The 18,434-nt window shown below is 59.5% G+C and carries 14 protein-coding genes; 4 read left to right on the top strand and 10 right to left on the bottom strand.

The window, feature by feature from the left end; translation table 11 throughout:
• The first annotated feature begins 34 nt into the window (after window positions 1-34).
• Complete coding sequence (locus FBY01_RS15530; protein ID WP_145308454.1) at window positions 35-3,094, top strand: membrane-targeted effector domain-containing toxin; 3,060 nt, start codon at window positions 35-37, stop codon at window positions 3,092-3,094.
• 71 nt (window positions 3,095-3,165) lie between these two features.
• Here the strand turns inward: FBY01_RS15530 and guaA are convergent, their stop codons facing one another.
• The 4 genes from guaA to FBY01_RS15510 all read right to left on the bottom strand — a co-directional run bounded on the left by guaA (window position 3,166) and on the right by FBY01_RS15510 (window position 7,909).
• Window positions 3,166-4,743: a glutamine-hydrolyzing GMP synthase gene (guaA, locus tag FBY01_RS15525; RefSeq protein ID WP_010457818.1), complete on the bottom strand. Its 1,578-nt coding sequence runs from the start codon at window positions 4,741-4,743 to the stop codon at window positions 3,166-3,168.
• 98 nt (window positions 4,744-4,841) lie between these two features.
• Window positions 4,842-6,311 (bottom strand): IMP dehydrogenase, encoded by a 1,470-nt coding sequence (gene guaB, locus FBY01_RS15520; protein WP_010457821.1) that lies wholly within the window; start codon window positions 6,309-6,311, stop codon window positions 4,842-4,844.
• Between the two features lie 117 nt (window positions 6,312-6,428).
• Window positions 6,429-6,977, bottom strand: coding sequence for a sugar ABC transporter ATPase (locus tag FBY01_RS15515; RefSeq protein WP_077749331.1), 549 nt, complete (start codon window positions 6,975-6,977; stop codon window positions 6,429-6,431).
• A 164-nt stretch (window positions 6,978-7,141) separates the two neighbouring features.
• The gene (locus FBY01_RS15510) at window positions 7,142-7,909 is read right to left on the bottom strand and encodes a sulfite exporter TauE/SafE family protein (RefSeq protein WP_145308452.1); all 768 of its coding nucleotides are present in this window, start codon (window positions 7,907-7,909) and stop codon (window positions 7,142-7,144) included.
• A gap of 124 nt (window positions 7,910-8,033) precedes the next feature.
• On the opposite strand from FBY01_RS15510, the gene xseA reads away from it, so the two are divergent.
• Both xseA and FBY01_RS15500 read left to right on the top strand, forming a co-directional pair.
• A complete protein-coding gene (xseA, locus tag FBY01_RS15505; protein ID WP_145308559.1) occupies window positions 8,034-9,413 on the top strand; it encodes an exodeoxyribonuclease VII large subunit in 1,380 nt (459 codons plus the stop codon).
• Between the two features lie 3 nt (window positions 9,414-9,416).
• The gene (locus FBY01_RS15500; RefSeq protein WP_145308450.1) at window positions 9,417-10,238 is read left to right on the top strand and encodes a peptidoglycan DD-metalloendopeptidase family protein; all 822 of its coding nucleotides are present in this window, start codon (window positions 9,417-9,419) and stop codon (window positions 10,236-10,238) included.
• A gap of 64 nt (window positions 10,239-10,302) precedes the next feature.
• Here FBY01_RS15500 and FBY01_RS15495 read toward each other — a convergent pair whose 3' ends face one another.
• Window positions 10,303-10,659 carry a hypothetical protein gene (locus FBY01_RS15495; RefSeq protein ID WP_145308448.1) on the bottom strand — a complete coding sequence of 119 codons (357 nt, stop codon included), beginning with the start codon at window positions 10,657-10,659 and terminating at the stop codon, window positions 10,303-10,305.
• Between the two features lie 395 nt (window positions 10,660-11,054).
• Between FBY01_RS15495 and leuA the strand changes: the two genes are divergently transcribed.
• The gene (gene leuA / locus FBY01_RS15485) at window positions 11,055-12,734 is read left to right on the top strand and encodes a 2-isopropylmalate synthase (protein ID WP_010457834.1); all 1,680 of its coding nucleotides are present in this window, start codon (window positions 11,055-11,057) and stop codon (window positions 12,732-12,734) included.
• Between the two features lie 204 nt (window positions 12,735-12,938).
• Here leuA and FBY01_RS15480 read toward each other — a convergent pair whose 3' ends face one another.
• From FBY01_RS15480 to FBY01_RS15460, 5 genes are all read right to left on the bottom strand, one after another.
• Window positions 12,939-13,730 (bottom strand): amidohydrolase, encoded by a 792-nt coding sequence (locus FBY01_RS15480; protein WP_010457836.1) that lies wholly within the window; start codon window positions 13,728-13,730, stop codon window positions 12,939-12,941.
• Window positions 13,718-14,866, bottom strand: a complete 1,149-nt coding sequence (locus tag FBY01_RS15475; protein WP_145308444.1) for a pyridoxal phosphate-dependent aminotransferase — start codon at window positions 14,864-14,866, stop codon at window positions 13,718-13,720. The genes FBY01_RS15480 and FBY01_RS15475 overlap by 13 nt, the downstream gene beginning before the upstream one ends.
• 146 nt (window positions 14,867-15,012) lie before the next feature.
• Window positions 15,013-16,482, bottom strand: a complete 1,470-nt coding sequence (der, locus tag FBY01_RS15470; protein WP_010457840.1) for a ribosome biogenesis GTPase Der — start codon at window positions 16,480-16,482, stop codon at window positions 15,013-15,015.
• Window positions 16,483-16,622: 140 nt separating this feature from the next.
• The gene (bamB, locus tag FBY01_RS15465) at window positions 16,623-17,774 is read right to left on the bottom strand and encodes an outer membrane protein assembly factor BamB (protein WP_042932605.1); all 1,152 of its coding nucleotides are present in this window, start codon (window positions 17,772-17,774) and stop codon (window positions 16,623-16,625) included.
• Entirely contained in the window at window positions 17,767-18,408 is a 642-nt protein-coding gene (locus FBY01_RS15460; RefSeq protein WP_145308442.1) for a tetratricopeptide repeat protein, read from the bottom strand. Before FBY01_RS15460 ends, bamB begins: the two co-directional genes overlap by 8 nt.
• Between the last annotated feature and the right edge of the window lie 26 nt (window positions 18,409-18,434).

The following is an 18,434-nucleotide window of genomic DNA, read 5'->3' as shown; positions in this document are numbered from 1 at the left end:
CATCCTCACGGCCCATTTCTCAAGGAGCGAGATCATGCCTGCCGATCAAAGTACTGAAGCGTTACCCAATGCTGCCGACAGGGAGCAGCTGAAAACGATTGCCCCCATCGTTGTCACAGCCTGTCCGGGGTTGAAGGAAGAAGCCCACGCGGTCGCCAGTGAAATCCTGAAAAAACACGGCATCACCGACAAGGACCCTGACCAGGTCTGGTGGCATCGGTTCGATAACGTCTCGGCCAGCAGCACCAAGGCCTTTCTGAGTTGGGAACACGCCCCCAAGCCCTGTGAATCACTGACCCTGACGCAACTGGTGATCCAGGGATATCGCGTGACCGATCAAGACGACGCCCTCGAACTGAACAGTAACGGCGGGTTTTACACTGAAGACGCAAACGCCAGCATTTTCAATGAAACCAACGAGGTGCGGATGTACCCCAGCAAGGTCCTCACAGACCTGTGGGAGATGAACCTCAGTGAACGCTACCTGAATAAGCTGAACGCTTTCTGGACCACGCATTTCGATGACTTCCGGACCCTGGCCAAATCCAGCTACCTCAGCAAAGCGGTCGAGGCGCGGCAAAACGGTCAGCTGGAAGAGGACGATTTCCAGACCGTCGTAAGGGCCGTTGTCGCTGACGCAGCCTGGCCGATTACCCTGGCGACGCTGCAATCCCAAACCACGGCGCCTGCGGATCTTCGTGTCTGCGCCCTGGATGTCGCAGGGCACGTCGCCACCGATATTCTACGCATCGTTGACCGCAACGGCCGACAGATCACTTATGTTCCCGGCGCCGCACAGGCCTTCCACGTGCATCCCACACAAACGGACATGCACTGGTGGATGTTGCTGCAAATGAATGAGGCGCAGCCGCGCACCGAGTTCATGACCCATTTCCCGCTGTCGGTTCGCAAGGAAGTCCATGACAACATCACTCCGCTGATGAACCAGCTGGTCGGCACCTGGGGAAAATACGACCATCACCTGATCAATCAGAAAAACATCACCATCAGTGGCGATGCCTTCACCTGGCAGAGCCGGGCAGTCCAGAGCACGATGCTGGAAGAGGCGGACCTGACGCTGGTGACCCACGGACAAATGCGCAAACAGCTCTGGCTGGGTTACCTGAGTGCCGGTCTGCATGTTTTCGGCCCCTTGGCGGTGATGGGCTGGCCAATCGCGCTGCCGGTGATCGGTGCCAGCCTCGCCGCGATGGGCTTGAACATCGACAAGGCGGTGAATGGCAAAACGGCGGCGCAGCGCAAGGCCGGCGTCATTGGCGCGGTGCTCGATGGCATCAATGCGCTGTTCAACATTCCGCTGCTCAAGGAAGTCAACGTATTGGAAGACGTCGCGGCTGCGGCCGAGGCGGCTGAAGCGACCGAGATGGCGGATTTGAACAAGACCCTCAATCCGGAAGAAAGCGTCGTCACGCAAGACCCTCTGGCGCCCGGAGAGTCAGAGGAAGGGCCTCTGCAACCGGGTGTGTTGCCGACCCTGCCCGAGGAAACCGCCGAAGCTTTTGAAGTGCCGGAGCACTACCAAAGCAATGAAATCCTCGAAAACTACCCGATGGCCACGAGCGGAAAATTCCAGGGTATCTATACGCTGGACTCAAACCCTTCCACCGCCATCATGATGAACGATCAGGCTTATTACGTGCGCTACGAAGCCGACATCAACGGTGGCGGTACGTGGGCGATCATCGACCCCAGTCATCCGCAGGCGTCCACGGGGTCGATTCCCGTGCGCCTGAATGACGAGGGCGAATGGGAGCTGGCACCCACAGCCGGATTGAAAGGCGGCGGCAAAGGCCTCAGCAAGCCTGCGCCCGTACCCGGTCCTTCCAGGCCGACGACTCACGCCCGGCCAAGGTCTGATTTTTCCAGTCATTTGACGCGATACGATGCACCGAATGGACGTTCGCTGAACTTCCTGGCCCTGGGAAAGCCGGAAACCCATATAAAAGTCGTGGCCATGCCTAACGGGTTCATCAGAGGAGTCTCCCCCTACGAAGAGTATGTCGCTGGCCGTCGAGCGGTGCTGATCAGGGATGCAATCGTATTCCAGACCCCGGAGGACTTTTTTGCCTCGTTGCCCGCCCGGCCGGTGCAGCCCGTGATCACACCCTCCACCACCGTGACGGAACTCATCGAGAACATTTTCAACACTGCGCCCGGCCTTGTCGTCGGTGAAAGTCAGGATCGCATTGCCAGCATGCGGTTCCTGATCGAAAACATGCAGACGCTGGCGAAACAAGGCGTCAAGACGATCTACATGCATCGCCTGCTCAACGACTTCAATCAAGTCGACCTGAACGAGTTCGCCGAAACCGGGGACATGCATGGGATGCTGGAGAAATACCTGCAGAAACTGCCAGGTGATCCTGCCGGACAGTACACCCCCCTTGAAGTCGTCAAAGCGGCCCAGCAGAACGGCATTCGAATCCAGGCCACCGATTGCCTGGCGAGCTATCGCTACACAGATTCAAACTTCCGCGCCATCTCACGACAATCCGTCAAGACCTACCTCACCCATACCATCATGCAGGCCACTCAAGCCCGCAATGGCGGCGGAAAATGGCTGGCGCTCACCGACCAGGAGAGTACAAACACATTCAGGGGGATGGCCGGCATCAGCGAAACGGAGGGAGGTATCGGTCTACGCATCGAAGAAGTGGGCCCAGACCAGCCTATGCACCTGGGCATCGACCATGGCATCGAGGTCGGCCGTGATGTTTCGGAGGCCGGCGCTCAAATGCGCGGTGATTTCGACACCCTGTATGCCGACATCAGCTTGCAGATGCCGACTCCGGTCATTCAACGATCGTCTGAGCAAATCAATCAGCTGCTGTTCCGCCAGGGCATGTTCACCATTGAAAGGTCGGACGACGCGTTGACGCTGATCCATCGCAGCCGGTCGAATCAGATTGTGCGAACGATGATTGAGCGAACGGCGAATGGGGGCTTTCTGATCAACCGCCCTGCCTGGGCCGCCGTGCATCAGGTCACTTACGCGAATCTGATCAGCCTTGTCCACGCACTCAATCGCATGGGCCTTATGCTTGAAGGGCGCCTGCCCACTGTAGCGGCCTGATCGCAAAAAGGCCCCGTGAACTCACGCTCACGGGGCCTTTCAGGTGTTACGGGCGATCAGTCAGACCGGGATCATTCCCACTCGATCGTCGCTGGCGGCTTGCTCGACACGTCGTAAGTCACGCGGGAGATGCCTTCGATTTCGTTGATGATCCGGCCGCTGACGGTTTCCAGCAGTTCGTAAGGCAGGTGTGCCCAACGCGCGGTCATGAAGTCGATGGTTTCCACTGCACGCAGCGCCACGACCCAGGCGTAACGACGGCCATCACCAACCACGCCAACCGATTTCACCGGCTGGAACACCACGAAGGCCTGGCTGACTTTGTGGTACCAGTCGGCTTTGCGCAGTTCTTCGATGAAAATGTGGTCGGCGCGACGCAACAGGTCGGCGTATTCCTTCTTCACTTCACCGAGGATGCGCACGCCCAGGCCTGGGCCCGGGAACGGGTGACGGTAGACCATGTCGTACGGCAGGCCGAGTTCCAGGCCCAGACGACGGACTTCGTCCTTGAACAGCTCGCGCAGGGGTTCAACCAGCTTGAGGTTCATTTCTTCCGGCAAGCCACCCACGTTGTGGTGCGACTTGATCACGTGGGCCTTGCCGCTTTTGGCGCCAGCCGACTCGATCACGTCCGGGTAGATGGTGCCTTGAGCGAGGTACTTGATGTTGTCCAGTTTGTTGGACTGGGCATCGAAGACGTCGATGAAGGTACGGCCGATGATCTTGCGCTTCTTCTCCGGGTCGGACTCGCCGGCCAGGTTGTTCAGGAACTGGTCTTCAGCGTTGGCGCGGATCACCTTGACGCCCATGTTCTCGGCGAACATGGCCATCACTTGCTCGCCTTCGTGCAGACGCAGCAGGCCGTTGTCGACGAAGACGCAGGTCAGCTGGTCGCCGATGGCTTTGTGCAGCAGCGCGGCAACCACCGAGGAGTCAACGCCGCCGGACAGGCCGAGCAGCACGTTGTCAGTGCCGACCTGGGCGCGGATATTGGCGATGGCGTCTTCCGCAATCTTCGACGGCGTCCACAGGGCTTCGCAGCCGCAGATGTCGAGGATGAAGCGCGACAGGATGCGACCGCCCTGCTTGGTGTGGGTCACTTCCGGGTGGAACTGCACGCCGTAGTAGCCACGAGCATCGTCGAACATGCCGGCAATCGGGCAGCTCGGGGTGCTGGCCAGGATGTGGAATTCCTGCGGCATCTTGGTGACCTTGTCACCATGGCTCATCCACACGTCGAGACCGAACAGGCCGTCAGCGTCGATGTGGTCTTCGATGCCGTCGAGCAGGCGGCTCTTGCCGACCACGTCGACACGGGCATAACCGAACTCACGCAGTTCGGAACCTTCAACCTTGCCACCCAGCTGTTCAGCCATGGTCTGCATGCCGTAGCAGATACCGAAGACCGGAACGCCCAGGTCGAACACCGCCTGCGGGCAGCGAGGGCTGTCGGCTTCGTGCACGGACTCGGGGCCGCCGGCGAGAATGACGCCTTTTGGAGCGAATTCGCGAATCGCGTCTTCATCCATATCGAACGGATGCAGTTCGCAGTACACGCCGATTTCGCGCACGCGGCGGGCAATCAGCTGGGTGTACTGGGAACCGAAATCGAGGATCAGGATGCGGTGAGCGTGAATGTCGAGGGCCATGATTCAGTCTCGTCTAGTAATTCAGAAACAGTCGTGATTCAGAAACAACTCGGGGCTGAATAAAACAGCCCCGGTTACTTAACGTTTTGCTTGAAGCCTCAACCTACGCGGTAGTTTGGCGCTTCTTTGGTGATCTGTACGTCGTGGACGTGGGACTCGGCCATGCCAGCGCCGGTGATCCGCACGAACTCAGGCTTGGTGCGCATTTCTTCGATGTCGGCACTGCCGGTGTAACCCATCGAGGAACGCAGGCCGCCCATCAGTTGATGGATGATGGCGCTCAGGCTGCCCTTGTAAGGAACACGCCCTTCGATGCCTTCCGGAACCAGCTTCTCGGCACCCGCGGAGGAGTCCTGGAAGTAACGGTCGGAGGAACCCTGGGCCTGGGACATGGCGCCCAGCGAACCCATGCCGCGGTATGCCTTGTACGAACGACCCTGGAACAGTTCGATCTCGCCCGGGGCTTCTTCAGTACCGGCGAACATCGAGCCCATCATCACGCAGGAAGCACCGGCTACGATGGCCTTGGACAGGTCACCGGAGAAGCGGATGCCGCCGTCGGCGATCAACGGAACGCCAGTGCCTTCAAGGGCAGCGGCGACGTTGGCGATGGCACTGATTTGCGGGACGCCGACACCGGCGACGATACGGGTGGTGCAGATCGAGCCAGGGCCGATACCGACCTTGACCGCATCAGCGCCGGCTTCGGCCAGGGCCTTGGCAGCAGCGCCGGTGGCGATGTTGCCGCCGATGACCTGCACTTCAGGGAAATTCTGTTTGACCCAGCGAACGCGGTCGATCACGCCTTTGGAGTGACCGTGTGCGGTGTCGACCACCACCACGTCAACGCCGGCATTGACCAGGGCAGCGACGCGGTCACCGGTGTCTTTACCGGTACCAACTGCTGCGCCAACACGCAGACGACCTTGATCGTCCTTGCTGGCCAGCGGGTAAGCCTTGGCTTTTTCGATGTCGTTGACGGTCATCATGCCTTTGAGGGCAAATTTGTCGTCGACGATCAACACGCGTTCGATACGGTGTTTGTGCAACAGCTCGCGAACGTCGTTCTTGTCGGCGCCTTCCTTGACCGTGACCAGACGCTCTTTGGGCGTCATCACTTCGCGGACAGTGGCTTCCAGACGATTTTCGAAACGCACGTCACGGGAAGTGACGATGCCGACCAGGTCGCCATTGTGCAAAACCGGAACGCCGGAGATGTTGTGCAGACGGGTCAGTTCGAACAGTTCACGCACCGTGGCTTCAGCCTCGATGGTGATCGGGTCCTTGACCACGCCGGCCTCATAACGCTTGACCTTGCGCACTTCGGCAGCTTGCTGCTCGATGGTCATGTTCTTGTGGATGATACCGATGCCACCTTCCTGAGCCATGGCGATTGCCAGACGGGCTTCAGTGACGGTGTCCATGGCGGCAGAAACCAGAGGAATATTCAGCTCGATGCCACGGGTAAGGCGGGTCTTGAGACTGACTTCGTTAGGAAGCACCTCGGAATAACCGGGCACTAGGAGAATGTCGTCGAATGTCAGAGCTTCTTGGCTGATACGCAGCATCGCGGGGGCTCCCGAGCGGGAAAATGGAAGCGCGCCATTATAGTCAGACACCCCCTCGTGTTCAATGTAAAACTCTTTCTATTATTAGCATTACTGATATACGGGGATTGTCGCTTCCTACAACTCGACTTTCACCCAACTGACGGGCTGATCCAGCCAATCGGCAAACTCATCGATAAAGCTCTGCTTGAACCCGGCTTCGGCCCAATTGTTGAAAATGAACCCCAGGTTGGAAAAGCCGCATTCCTGTAAGAACAGAAAGCCGTTGATGTCGTCTTCATGCCCGCATTCCGGGCAGGTGAAGTTATCGGTGCGGCCCGGCATCCAGTCTTCCAGGCTTTCGAACAGCGCTTCGCCGACTTCCTTGCGGCACTCGGCGCACCCCGCCTCTTCCAGAAACCCCTTGGCCGGCGTGTAGATGCAGCGCTTGGTGATGATTTCCAGGCCATTGATCGGCTCGCCGAACGGCAGCGCTTGTGGGTGCAACACCACGGCGCGGGCACCGTCGGCGATGGCGTGGCCCATGCGGTTACCGGTACGGCCACACGTGGTCAGCTCTTCCTTGATGATGTTCTTGCGCACCAGCCAGCGCACGACCGCCCGGGCCCGGGGTTCGTGTACCGGCAGTGTGGAGATTTTCGGGACGATGATGCTTTGCGAATTCATGGTGCAAGCCTACTGCGTCAATTGGATGTTTCTGCGGTGTTCTTACTGACGCCTTCGCGGGCAAGCCTCGCTCCTACCGGAAAAGTTTGCGAACGACTGTAGGAGCGAGGCTTGCCCGCGAAGGCATCGGAACGGCCGGCAGCTTAATCCCTGACGAAATCCGGTCAAGTACTCAAATAACGCCCGATCAAGGCAATCCCGCTCGCCAGCACCAACCAGGTCACCAGCCGCACGAACGCCTCGCGGGACAATCTCAGGGTCAATCTCCGCCCGACCCACAGCCCCACGGCCATGGCCGGCAATAGACACAGGGCTAATATCAATAAGGGTAGCTCGGCATAGACACCTGCGACGGCAAACAGGCTCAAGCGCACCACGGTGCTGCAACTGATCAGCGCACTCTGGGTCGCCCGTGCCGCCTCTTTCGGCAACCGGCTGTTCAAATAGATCGCATATAAAAAGCCGCCACTGCCAAACAATGCCCCGAACATCCCGCCCACCGTGCCCATCGGCACCGCCCAGGCGACGGACAATTGCGTCGGCCGGGTTTTGACCCACAGGCTGTAAATCGCATAAGCGCTGATGAACAGCCCCATCAACAGCAATAACACATCGGATTTGAGGTTCAGCAGAAAGATCACCCCCAACGTGCAGCCCACCGCCATGCAGGGCAGCAGCCGCAGCAACTCGGGTTTCGCCACATCCCGCCGCGAAGGCAGCAGATTGCCAAACGCTGCTACGAAATCCAGCAGCACCAGCAACGGCACGATCTTCGACAGCGGCATGAACAGAATCAGAATCGGCCCCGCCACCAGCGCAGTGCCAAATCCGGCGATACCAAACACGATATAGGCCAGGGCAATGCCCAACCCGATCACCAGCCAATCCGTGGCGCCGAATGGCCATGGGGTCAACAGCTCAAGCACACTCATTCCCTCGCCTTCCCTGAATCCCGGGGCTGACTTTACTCCTTATGGGAGCGCGCAGGCCCGCTCTCACAAGGGATTTGTGCGCACTCATGGAGATTGTTCGACGAATGCCTTTATCATGCGCCCCATGATTAAAGATCCCTTTGCAAGACTCGGCCTGGACCGTGAAGTCCTGACTGTCAGCCAGCTCAACGGCCGTGCGCGGGTGTTGCTCGAAGACGTGTTCAGCAACATCTGGGTCGAAGGCGAAATCTCCAACCTCGCCCGCCCGGCGTCCGGCCACGTGTATTTCACCCTCAAGGACAGCGGCGCCCAGGTTCGTTGCGCGCTGTTTCGGCAGAACGCGGCGCGGGTTCGCCAGGCGCTGAAGGACGGCCTGGCGGTCAAGGTGCGTGGCAAGGTTTCGCTGTTCGAGGGGCGTGGCGACTATCAGCTGATCCTCGACACCGTGGAGCCGGCCGGTGACGGTGCGCTGCGTCTGGCGTTCGATGCACTGAAGGAAAAACTCAGCGCCGAAGGCCTGTTCAGCGCCGAGCGCAAAGTGCCGTTGCCGGCGCATCCGCAGCGCATCGGCATTATCAGTTCGCCGACTGGCGCGGTGATTCGCGACATCATCAGCGTCTTTCGCCGCCGCGCACCGCAGGTTCAACTGACTCTGATCCCGACCGCCGTACAGGGCCGCGAAGCGACTGCGCAAATCGTCCGAGCGCTGAAACTGGCGGACGCTCGCGGTTTTGATGCGCTGATCCTCGCCCGTGGCGGCGGTTCGCTGGAAGACCTCTGGTGTTTCAACGAAGAAGCCGTGGCCCGCGCCGTGGATGCGTGCGTGACGCCGATTGTCAGCGCCGTCGGCCATGAAACCGATGTCTCGATCAGTGACTTCGTCGCCGACGTCCGCGCCCCGACGCCCTCCGCCGCCGCCGAATTGCTCGCGCCGGATTCCAGCGACCTGGTGCGCCGGGTCGAAAGCCTGCACCGGCGCCTGGTGATGCGCATCCGCGACCGCTTGATGCGTGACCGTCTGCGCCTGGAAGGCATGTCTCGCCGCTTGCGCCATCCCGGCGAACGTCTGCGCCAGCAAGCGCAGCGCCTGGACGATCTGGACATGCGCATGCGCCGCGCGTTCGAACGCAGCCTCAATACCCGTCGCGAACGCTTGATTCGTCTGGAAACCCGCCTCGCCGGGCAACACCCGGGACGGCAATTGGCAATGCTTCGTCAGCGCCTCGACAGCTTCGCCGAGCGCCTGCCGCGAGCCATGCGTGAAGGGCTCAAGTCCCGTCGCCTGCAACTGCAAAGTCAGGTGCAGACGCTGCAAGTGGTCAGCCCGCTGGCGACCCTGGCCCGTGGCTACAGCATTCTGCTGGATGAACGCGGCAACGCGATTCGCAGCGCCGAGCAAACCCATACCGGTCAGCGCCTGAAAGCCAAACTGGGCGAAGGCGATCTGCACGTCCGGGTCGAAGACAATCACCTGACGCCTGTCACCCTTTCTTTACTGGATTGATCCATGCCGCGTTTTTTAGCTCCGCTGCTGTTGCTATGCCTGACCTTCAATGCCCACGCCGACAGCTACATCACCCGCCTGTTGAATAAACCGGTGCCGGGGGGCGTGGCCGTGGTGGACCTGGGTGCTTCTGCACAGGCGCCAAAAGCCAGTTACCAAGGCAAGTCGGTGCTGGTGGTCAAGGAACAGAACAATTGGCTGGCGATTGTCGGCGTGCCGTTGACGGTTAAACCGGGCACGCAGCAGGTCAGCAGCGGCGGTCGCACTCTGAGTTTCACGGTCGGCAACAAGAAGTATCCGGAACAGCACATCACCCTGAAGAACACGCAGCAGGTCAATCCGAACCCGGAGAACCTTAAGCGCATCGAAGGTGAACTGGCCGAGCAAATCGCCGCCTACCGCACGTTCAGTCCGAACATCCCGAGCAACCTGCTACTGGACAAACCAGTCAACGGGCCGCTGTCGAGCAAGTTCGGTGTGCGCCGGTTCTTTAATGGCGAAGAGCGCAATCCCCACTCGGGCCTGGATTTCGCCGTGGGCGCCGGCACACCGATCAAGACCCCGGCGGCGGGCAAGGTAATCCTGATCGGCAACTACTTCTTTAATGGCAATACGGTGTTCGTCGACCATGGGCAGGGCTTTATCAGCATGTTCTGCCATATGTCGAAGATTGACGTGAAGGTGGGGCAGCAACTGGCGCGCGGCGGTGTAGTCGGGAAAGTCGGCGCCACCGGGCGGGCGACCGGGCCGCACATGCACTGGAATGTCAGCCTGAATGATGCGCGGGTGGATCCGGCGATTTTTATTGGTGCTTTCCAGCCCTGAATCTTCTTTGAGGCGACTGGCCCATTCGCAATCAGACTCGCGATAGGGCCATCACTGCCGCCGCTTATTCAGCGTCCAGATCCTCAATACCATGGACCTCCCGGTCCGCCAGACAATTGCTGACCCATGTTTGAGTGTCTTGTGAGAAGCCAGCCAATTCTTCAGCCGTGATCAACTCGCGGGCACACAACGCCAGCAAGTGAGAACTGGCGTCATCGCGTGAGAACCTGAAAGCGCCAAATGCCCAATACAGCTCCTTTTGTCCGGCTTTGAGCAGCTCTTCGCTCGCTTCAATTCGATCATAAGGCGCTTGGCTTCTATCCAGCACCGTGCGCTCGACTTCGTCCATGATCCGGTTACACATCCGCTCATGGGCCAACGGGCGCAACGCACTGTAAAGCTTCCAATCCGACTCGTTCATTGCTGACTCCTGCATTCCAGTCGTCTGGTTGAGGCTTTAAGAATAGCTGCCGTCGCCAAGACAAGGCTGCCAACTTTCAATTGCGCCCTCTTCAAACCTCGCGCAAACATCAACACAATCACCCGGCCGAACCGCAATAAAATCGCGATAATCCCGACTATTCGAGTATTCCTCTCAATTTTTTTCGACTGCTTGCCATCCTCAATCACGGCGGTTAGGGTTGAAGGCATGAAAACCTCTCACACCCTCATTCAGCTTCGTCAGCACCGCAGCCTGTGCCTCGTCAGTGCACGACTGCCAGGCTGAATCGCGGTGCCTCGCCCCACGCTTTTCCCCAAGAACATTGATCCACCGGCAGGCCGCCTTTTTTCGGCCCACACAATAAGGATTTCCCGATGAGCATGCTCAAAGACCCGTCTTCGAAATACCGCGCGTTCCCGACCATCGACATCCCGGACCGCACCTGGCCATCGAAGACCATCACCGCAGCGCCGATCTGGTGCAGTTCCGACCTTCGTGACGGCAACCAGTCGCTGATCGAGCCAATGGACGCGGTCAAGAAGCTGCGTTTCTGGAAGACGTTGGTGCAAGTCGGTGTGAAAGAGATCGAAGCGTCGTTCCCGGCCGCGTCGCAAACCGACTTCGACTTCGTGCGTACCCTGATCGAAGGCAACCACATCCCGGACGACACCACCATTCAGGTGCTGACCCAGGGCCGTGAAGACCTGATCGAGCGCACTTTCGAATCCCTGCGCGGGGCGAAGAAAGCCATCGTTCACTTGTACAACGCGACCTCCCCATCCTTCCGCCGCATTGTCTTCAACCAGGACAAGGAAGGTGTCAAGGCCATCGCCGTGAACGCCGCCAAGCTGTTCGTCAAATATGCCGCCCAGCAACCGGATACCCAGTGGACCTTCGAATACTCGCCGGAAACCTTCAGCGCGACCGAATTGGAGTTCGCCAAGGAAGTCTGCGACGCGGTCATCGACGTCTGGAACCCGACGCCTGAGCACAAGGTGATCCTCAACCTGCCGGCCACCGTCGAATGCGCGACCCCGAACATCTATGCCGACCAGATCGAATGGTTCGGCCGTCACATCAACCGTCGTGACAGCGTGATCATCAGCCTGCACACCCACAACGACCGTGGTACGGGCGTTGCGGCCACCGAACTGGGCCTTATGGCCGGTGCTGACCGTGTCGAAGGCTGCCTGTTCGGTAACGGCGAGCGTACCGGTAACGTCGACCTCGTGACCGTCGCGTTGAACCTCTACACCCAGGGCATTCACCCTGAGCTGGACTTCTCCGACATCGACGGCGTGCGCAAAGTCGTTGAAGAATGCAACCAGATCCAGGTGCACCCACGTCACCCCTACGTCGGCGACCTGGTTCACACCGCGTTCTCCGGCTCGCACCAGGACGCGATCCGCAAGGGCTTTGCCCAGCAGAAACCGGACGCCTTGTGGGAAGTGCCGTACTTGCCGATCGACCCGGCCGACATCGGCCGCAGCTACGAGGCGGTGATCCGCGTCAACAGCCAGTCGGGCAAGGGCGGTATCGCCTACTTGCTGGAACAGGAATACGGCATCAGCTTGCCGCGTCGCATGCAGATCGAGTTCAGCCAGGTGGTACAGCGTGAAACCGATCGCCTCGGCCTGGAGATGACCGCCCAACAGATCCACGCCTTGCTGCACAGCGAGTATTTGCAGGCCAACACCCCGTATGCGCTGGTCAGCCATCGCCTGCAGGAAGAAAACGGTCACAGTGCCGTGGAAGTGGAAGTCTCGGGCAAAGGCCAGGGCGAAACCAACCTGCACTGGCGCGGCAAGGGCAACGGCGCGCTGGAAGCGCTGGTGGCCGGCCTGCCGATCCCGGTGGAAATCATGGACTACAACGAACACGCAATCGGCGCAGGCACCAATGCCAAGGCGGCGGCCTACATCGAACTGCGTGTGAACGGTGAACGTGCGGTGCATGGCGTCGGTATCGATGAAAACATCACCACCGCGAGCTTCAAGGCCCTGTTCAGCGCGCTGAACCGCTCCCTGAGCCAGCCGGAAGCGAAAGCGGCGTAAGCGTTCGCGGCAATGCAAAAGGCCTCGAGGTGAGAACCTCGGGGCCTTTTTGTTTGCCTGGCATTTTTAGGGTGCCTGTCATGGCCTCTTCGCGAGCAGGCTCACTCCCACAGGAGGCTTCGGGTGCACACAAAATCTCTATTCACGCGATCCACTGTGGGAGTGAGCCTGCTCGCGATGAGGCCGGCTCAGGCTGCCGAGATATCAGGTGAACTCGAACGTATCAGCATCGAGATTCGCCGGAAACCGTGTGCGATAGGCTTGCAGATCCGCCGCATTCAGCACGACCTGGAACACGCCATCGGCTTCGCCGGCACTGAGCAATGTCTCACCCTGGAAATCCAGCACCTGGCTATCACCGGTGTAAGCAAAGCCTTTGCCGTCGGTACCGATGCGATTGACCGCCGCCACGTAGCACAGGTTTTCAATCGCCCGCGCTGGCAGCAAACGGTTCCAATGCTGACGACGCGCGCCGGGCCAGTTGGCGGTGTAGAGCAGCAAGTCAGTGTCTTGTGCATCGCGACTCCAGACCGGGAATCGCAAGTCATAGCAAATCAGCGGCCGCACACGCCAGCCCTTGAGCTCGAACTGCACCTGGCGCTCGCCCGGTGTGTAGTGGTTGTGCTCACCGGCCATGCGGAACAGGTGACGCTTGTCGTAGTGCCAGACTTCCCCGTCCGGCCGCGCCCACAACAGTCGATTGCGGTGGCTGCCATCAGCGGCCTGGACGATGACGCTGCCGGTGATCACCGCATCAAGTTTCGCCGCCTGGACGCGTAGCCATTTGCTGGTCGGACCGTTTTCCGCTTCGGCGAGGGTCTGCGATTCCATGGAAAAACCGGTGGTGAACATCTCCGGCAGAATGATCAGATCCGCCCCGCGAGCCTGCTCAAGCAATGGCTCGAAATGCTCCAGGTTGGCCTGACGGTCGTGCCAGGCCAGGGTGGTCTGGATCAGCGCGACGTTCAGATTGGGCAGTGCACTCAGATCACGCATAGTTTTGCCGCTGCTTCACGCAACGTCTCCTCGCGTTTGGCGAAGCACAAGCGCACCAGGCGCTGGCCTTCAGGTGGTGCCTGGTAGAAAACCGAGATCGGGATGCTCGCCACGCCATGTTCACGGGTCATCCACAGCGCCATTTCGACGTCATTGAGGTCCGGGCGGATCTGCGAATAATCGACCAACTGAAAATACGTGCCGGTCACGCGCTTGAAGCTGAAACGCGACGACGCCAGCAGATCGCAGAACAGATCGCGCTTGGCCTGGTAGAAACCCGGCAGTTCTTCGACGTGTTCAGGATGTTCGGCCATGAAGTCGGCCAAGGCGTATTGCAGCGGGGTTACGCCGCAGAAACTGACGTACTGGTGAACCTTGCGCAGCTCGGCGGTGAGCGCCGGCGGTGCGACCACGTAGCCGGTTTTCCACCCGGTGACGTGATAGGTCTTGCCGAAAGAACTGACCACGAAGGCGCGCTGATACAGCTCTTCGTGATTCAGCACGCTGACGTGAGGCACGCCGTCGAAGACCAGGTGTTCGTAGACTTCGTCACTGACGATGTAGATGTCGCGATCCCGAATCAACGCTGCCAGCCGGTCCAGCTCAGCACGGCTGATCAGCGCGCCACTCGGGTTATGCGGAGCGTTCAGCACGATCATCCGCGTGCGCGGCGTAATCGCTTCGGCGAGTTTCTCGAAGTCGATGGAAAAATCATTCAGACCCAGTTGCACATGCACGCATCGCCCACCGGCCAGCTCCACCGACGGCTCGTAGCTGTCGTAGCACGGATCGAACACGATCACTTCATCGCCGCTGTGGATAACCGCTTGAATCGCACAGAAGATCGCTTGAGTGGCTCCCGGAGTGACCGTCACTTCATGGTCGGCATCCACGCTGACGCCGTAGGTGCGGGCGATCTTCGCCGAAATCTGCTGACGCAGCGCCGGCAGGCCGGTCATCGGTGAATATTGGTTGTGGCCATTGGCAATGTGTCGACCGACCGCATCGCACAGGGCTTGCGGTGCATCGAAATCAGGAAACCCCTGGGACAGGTTGATCGCCCCGGTTTGCGCCGCGAGCTGAGACATCTGAGTGAAGATAGTGATGCCGACATTCGGCAGCTTACTGGTGATCATCGGTAGCCCCTTGCAGGTGAGCTGCAAGTTTCAAGCTGCAAGCTGCAAGTGGTCAAGCAACAAACCATCAGACACAAAAAAGGGCTCTGACTTGAGCCCTTTTCTGCAGTGACTTGAAGCTTGCAGCTTGAAACTTAAAGCTGCTTCTATTTCTTATCGCGGCGCTTTTTGTCGGCCTTTTTGTGGTGCGACATCATGCGACGCTTCTTGTTGACCTGACGGTCGGTGAGCGTGGTCTTTTTGCCTTCGAACGGGTTCTCGCCGCCCTTGAACTCGATGCGGATCGGCGTACCGACCAGCTTCAAGACACGACGGTAAGTGTTTTCCAGATAACGGACGTAAGACTTCGGCACCTTCTCGATCTGGTTACCGTGGATCACGATGATCGGCGGGTTCGCACCACCCAAGTGGGCATAACGAAGCTTGATCCGGCGGTTGTTGACCATCGGCGGCGCGTGCTCGCTGACCGCATCTTCCAGGATCGTGGTCAGGCGGTTGGTTGGCCAGCGGGTAACCGCGGACTTGAACGAGTTCTGTACAGAGGCATAGAGGTTGCCCACGCCCGTACCGTGCAGGGCCGAGATGAAGTGGATGTCGGCGTAGTCGACGAAGAACAGTCGACGTTGCAGCTCGACCTTCACGAAGTCACGCTCGCTCGGCGTCATGCCGTCCCACTTGTTGATCGCGATCACCAGCGCACGACCCGACTCAATGGCGAAGCCCAGCAGGTTGAGATCGTGATCGACCACGCCCTCGCGGGCGTCCATCACAAAGATCACCACGTTGGCGTCTTTGATCGCTTGCAGGGTTTTGACCACGGAGAACTTTTCGACTTCTTCGTGGATCTTGCCGCGCTTGCGCACACCGGCGGTGTCGATCAGCGTGTACTTCTCGTCGTTACGCTCGAACGGGATGTAGATGCTGTCACGAGTGGTACCAGGCTCGTCATAGACGATAACCCGGTCTTCACCGAGCATGCGATTGACCAGGGTCGACTTGCCGACGTTCGGGCGGCCGATGATGGCGATCTTGATCCCGTCTTTTTCGCTAGGGCCAGGAATGCGCTTGGCTTCCTCGCCTTCGGCAACGATCTCTTCCTCGCCTTCTTCCTGTTCGTCATCGTCTTTCGGGAAGTCGCTCAGGGCGATTTCCAGCATCTGGGTGATGCCACGACCGTGGGCGCCGGCGATCGGAATCGCGTGGCCCATACCCAACGGGGCGAACTCGGCGCGGGCCATTTCAGGGTCGATGTTGTCGACCTTGTTGGCAACCACGTAGGAACGCTTGTTACGTTTGCGCAAATGCTCGGCGATCATCTGGTCGGCGGCGGTAAAACCGGCCTTGGCATCTACCAGGAACAGAACGACATCCGCTTCTTCAATGGCCAGCAACGACTGCTCGGCCATTTTTTCGTCCATACCGTGCTCGTCACCGGAGATACCGCCGGTGTCGACCAGAATGTAGGAACGCCCTTGCCACTTGGCCTCACCGTATTGGCGATCACGGGTCAGACCGGACAAGTCGCCGACGATGGCGTCGCGAGTCCTGGTCAGGCGGTTGAACAAGGTGGACTTGCCGACGTTCGGTCGGCCCACCAGGGCGATTACGGGAACCATGCGGCTCTCCACTTCGTTATTTCAGAAAATACAAAAGCCGCTGCGAGGCAGCGGCTGGTGCTCGGGGCAGCGCTTGAAGGCGCCGCAAGCCTTGCAGAACAAGGCCGCCTGGGGGTTAAACCCCAAGCATAGTCAAACCTTTACTTAATGGTCAGGGCTTCCAGTTTGCCACTGTTGCCATACACATAAATCGTGTCACCCACCACCAGCGGACGGGCACGCAGGCCGTCGCTGTCGATGCGCTCGCGGCCGACGAAACGACCGTCCACCTGGCTCAGCAGGTGCAGGTAGCCTTCCATATCGCCGACTGCAACGTAGCTGGAGAACACTTCCGGAGCCGACAGTTGACGACGAGCCAGCGAATCGTTGCTCCACAAGGCTGTGGTGGAACGTTCGTCGACGCCTTCAACGGTACCCGAAGACAGGCTCACGTAAACGCTGCCAAAACCCTGCGCGACGCCGGCATAGCTGGAAGCATCACGCTGCCAGAGCTGACGACCGCTTTGCAGGTCCAGTGCCGCAACGCGACCCTGGTAGCTGGCGACGTACAGCGTTTCGCCGGACAGCAGCAGGCCACCGTCGATATCGACCACACGCTCCAGTTCCGAACGACCTTGTGGAATCGCGACCCGTTGTTCCCACACCGGCACGCCGTTGGAAATATCGAGAGCGACCACTTTACCGGTCGACAGGCCAGCCACCGCGAGGCGGTTGGTGACGATCGGTGCGCTGGTGCCGCGCAAGGTCAGGACCGCAGGCGTGCTGTCATACAACCAGCGCTGGGTGCCGGTGGCGGCATCCAGACCAATCAGACGGTCGTCCTGAGTCTGAACCACAACCACGTCACCGTTGTTGGCCGGCGGTGCGAGTACTTCGCTGGACACGCGAGCGCGCCATTTCTCTTCACCATTGATCGCATCCAGAGCAACGATTTCGCCCTTGATGGTGCCGAACATGACCAGACCGTAACCCACGCCAACGGCGCCGGAAACAGGCAGTTCAAGGTCCTTCTTCCATTTGACGTCGCCGTTGCTGCGATCCAGCGCCATCACCACACCGGTGACGTCGGCAGCATAGATGGTATCGCCTTCGATCGCCGGAACCAGCATGTTGTAGGTTTCGCCCTGACCGTCACCGATCGAACGACTCCACTGCTTCTGCAGAACCACTTCTTCTTTGAAGTCGGTCAACTCGGCCGGTGGCAATTCTTTTTTGCTGTTGCTGCTGCAACCCGCGGCCAAAATGGCCAGAGCCAGCAATGCTGCATGTTTCCAACGGATCACGTCACGCATCCCCTTTGGCCAGGTCGTCCAGCTTGATTTGTAGGCCACCGACCGCCGCTTCATCCGACAGTGCCGCCTTGGCTTTTTGATACGCCGTGTTTGCTTCGTCGGTACGACCCAACTGCACCAGCAGGTCGCCTTTGAGTTCTTCGCGCGTGGCCAGGAATGCCTTGTCAGCATCGCCTTCGAGCAGCTTCAGGGCCTCATCGACCTTGTTCTGCGCCGCCAGTACCTGCGCCAGACGCTGACGGGCGATTTCGCCCAGCGCCGGGTTGGCCGGTTTTGCCACGATGGCTTTCAGCTCGGTGGCCGCGTCGTCCAGCTTGCCGCTGTCGACCGCGACTTTTGCCACGAACAAGCTGCCGTACTGTGCATAGGCGCTACCGCCGAACTCGCTGTTGAGCTTGCCGGCCAGGTCCGAAACACGGGCGGCATCAGGCTTGCCGTCAGGCGTCAGCGTGGTTTCGAGCAGTTGCTGATAGAGAATCGAGGCGCCTTGCGACTGATTGCTCTGATACTTCTGAAAGGCCTGCCAGCCGAACACGATGACCAGCGCCAACAGGCCGCCAGTGACCAGGGGCTTGCCGTTACGTGTCCACCAGTCCTTAAAATCTGCCAGGTTTTCGTCTTCGGTACTCGACACCCCAATACTCCTTAATCGCTAAATCG

The sequence above is a fragment of the Pseudomonas sp. SJZ077 genome (assembly GCF_007993905.1).
Taxonomy (GTDB): Bacteria; Pseudomonadota; Gammaproteobacteria; order Pseudomonadales; family Pseudomonadaceae; genus Aquipseudomonas; species Aquipseudomonas mandelii.
This window is presented reverse-complemented; position numbering and strand designations above follow the sequence as displayed.